Origin of the sequence: Thermanaerothrix solaris, assembly GCF_032334255.1 — a bacterium.
GTDB lineage: Bacteria > Chloroflexota > Anaerolineae > Anaerolineales > Anaerolineaceae > Thermanaerothrix > Thermanaerothrix solaris.
In genome coordinates this window covers 1-2,341 of the sequence record NZ_JAUHMF010000007.1, presented here as the reverse complement: position 1 = coordinate 2,341, position 2,341 = coordinate 1, and the positions used below count along the sequence as shown (strand labels likewise).

The following is a 2,341-nucleotide window of genomic DNA, read 5'->3' as shown; positions in this document are numbered from 1 at the left end:
CGGAAGTGGTGATGCTCCTGCCGTGGATGAGCCTGGCGGAGTTGAAAGTGGTGATTGCTGCGGTTGCCCGGCTGATGCAGGTGGGCGGCGCGGAACCGATCACGCTGTCGGAGTTCGAGCAACTGACGGGCTTATCGCGTCCTGCGGTGCTGGACGGAATCGAGCGGGCGATGAAGCGAGGGTTGCTGACCCGCTTCGAGATGACCGGGTATCGCGGCCATACCATGCACGTTTACGAACTCAAGCCGCGATTTAGCGGTGGAAATTTTCCACCGATTGGCGGGTCAATCAGTAAAGATTTTATCGGTAAAAATTTTTTACCGATTACGCCTATTAAAGCAAAGCAAAGCAAAGATGTTGTTGATGATATAGATTTAACAACAACAACAAACTTTGCTTTGCTTAACTTAAGCGCGGGCGCAAATTTTTCGCAAAAATCGCCCGATTTTGAGGCCAAAAACGCGCTATTTTTGCAATTGCGCAAGGTTGGAATTTACGCCAAAACGGCAAGATTTTTGCTGGATAAATTCCCGCTGGAGCGGATCGAGAAGTGCCTGGCGCTGTATCCGCTGGCAGTGAGGGCGGGACGGGCGGATGGTCCCGGCTGGCTGGTGAAAGCCGTGAGCGATCCGCACTGGGACCTGGACGCGGAGATGGCCGATCTGCAGGAGCGACTTGAGGGGCAAACGGGCACCCATGGCCAACCGAACGAGCACCCAAAACCGGCCAAGCCGCAGTTGCCCAAAGCCGTACGGGAAGACCTGCGGGCGATTGGCTGGAACGGGAGCACGGACGAGTTAGCCGAGCATTACCGCACCAACCGCAAAGCGTTCAAAGCCTGGTTAGACTGGGCTAAAAAGCAACCCCAGGAATATGCTGCCGCCCGTTTCCTGACCGGTCTGCGTTCTGGGCTTCTGCCGCCACTGGACGGGGAAGACCGCACCGATGGTCGTCGCTTTGTGGTGGGTGAGTATGCCAACTATATCCGGCATTAGGCGGGGTGGCTGATGCTTGCCGAAAAATACCTGCCGTTATTGGGCAAGATCATCCGCCATGCGCGGCGGGTGCAGCGGGAGTTGGGGCCCGGGCATCCGGAGTTGCTGTATCATCGGGCGCTGCTGCATGAGTTGCGGGGGAGTGGGGACTGGAAGGTGTCCTACAAGCCGCACCTGAAAGTGCGGTATGGCGGGCGGGTGGTCGGTGAGGTGGTGCCGGATCTCCTGGTGCGGAAAGGCAATGCGACGGTGCTGATCGAGTGCAAGGTGGTGGGGGGTGGTTTTGAGCAGGTGGATTTCGACCAGGTGCGGCGGTACCTGCGGGTGTGGGGTGGTGATGCGGTGGGCTTGCTGTTGGGCTTTGGCGGTGAGCGGTTAGAATTTCGGCGGGTGTGGATGGAGTGAGGCGAGATGAGATTTGCGAATCGGGTGATGCTGCAGGGGTATCTGGAAGTGGAGCGCATGGAGCAGGTGGTGCTGGACGAGAAGAGCGGACTGCTGGCGCCGGTGATCCGCGGCTGGCTGTGGACGGACACGGCGGGTTTGGAGCGGCATCGGGTGGTGCTGGCGGACAAGCCGGCGGTGGGGCTATTGGAACTGCTGCGGCGGTTCAACCCGACGGAAGGGGGCAGTGCGCTGGTACGGCTGAACGGGCAGGTGTTCGAGGTGACGCACCTGGACGGCAAACCGTTCGTGGCGGTGGAAGGGCGGTTGGTGGCTGGGGTGGTGAACGTGAAGCACGTGACCCTGTTGTCGACACCGGAAGCGGGACTGCTGCGGCTGCTGACGGATCACCGTTTGCGGGAGATAGTGTACCTGTGGGAGGAGGTGAGAGAGGCGGATCGAGCGCACATGTATCGGCTGGTGCAGGAGATACGGGAGCGGCGGGAGGGGGAGCCCCTTGGCCTGACGGCCTTGGGGCATGGAGCGCCTGACGGCGCCGTGGGCGGCCTGACGTCCACGCCCCCCACGGACGGGCGCGAAGCGCCGCGTCCTCAGGGGGCGGGACGGTGAGTCCGCCGGAGAGCGATGCGGAAGTTTTGGCGAAAATCGAGCACAGGAGGTTTGCGATGATGGACGAACGGACGAAAGCGATGCTGGAGCGGCTGGTGCGGGAGCAGCCGAAAGAAGCGGCGGAGCGGCTGACGCAACTTGTGGAGTGGTTTTTGGCGCAGCGTAACGAAGCGAGAAGTGCGAGTTACGGTGTGGGGTACAGTGTGAGTTACGCTGAAGCAGGTGTGCAAGATGATCTGCATCTTTGGTTGAAGCAACTGGACAGGTTGAGCCGTTGTGCGGCGATCGTGAATGCGTTGGTTCCGCCGGTGGAACTGCCGGCCGTGCTGGAG

At 60.6% G+C, this 2,341-nt stretch carries 4 protein-coding genes; all 4 read left to right on the top strand.

Translation table 11 applies throughout. The annotated features are described in order from the left end of the window. Nucleotides 1-995 (top strand): MarR family transcriptional regulator (locus tag QYE77_RS14645; protein WP_315626229.1); only part of this gene is annotated, 995 nt, incomplete at its 5' end. Nucleotides 996-1,007: 12 nt separating this feature from the next. Beyond that, nucleotides 1,008-1,400 carry a GxxExxY protein gene (locus QYE77_RS14640; protein WP_315626228.1) on the top strand — a complete coding sequence of 131 codons (393 nt, stop codon included), beginning with the start codon at nucleotides 1,008-1,010 and terminating at the stop codon, nucleotides 1,398-1,400. Between the two features lie 6 nt (nucleotides 1,401-1,406). Then, the gene (locus tag QYE77_RS14635; protein ID WP_315626226.1) at nucleotides 1,407-2,009 is read left to right on the top strand and encodes a hypothetical protein; all 603 of its coding nucleotides are present in this window, start codon (nucleotides 1,407-1,409) and stop codon (nucleotides 2,007-2,009) included. Nucleotides 2,010-2,065: 56 nt separating this feature from the next. Continuing rightward, a partial coding sequence (locus tag QYE77_RS14630; RefSeq protein WP_315626225.1) for a hypothetical protein occupies nucleotides 2,066-2,341 on the top strand: 276 nt, incomplete at its 3' end.

Coding starts and splice junctions, on each gene's coding strand:
- QYE77_RS14640 (WP_315626228.1), top strand. CDS start 1,008: ATGCTTGCCGAAAAATACCTGCCGTTATTGGGCAAGATCATCCGCCAT.
- QYE77_RS14635 (WP_315626226.1), top strand. CDS start 1,407: ATGAGATTTGCGAATCGGGTGATGCTGCAGGGGTATCTGGAAGTGGAG.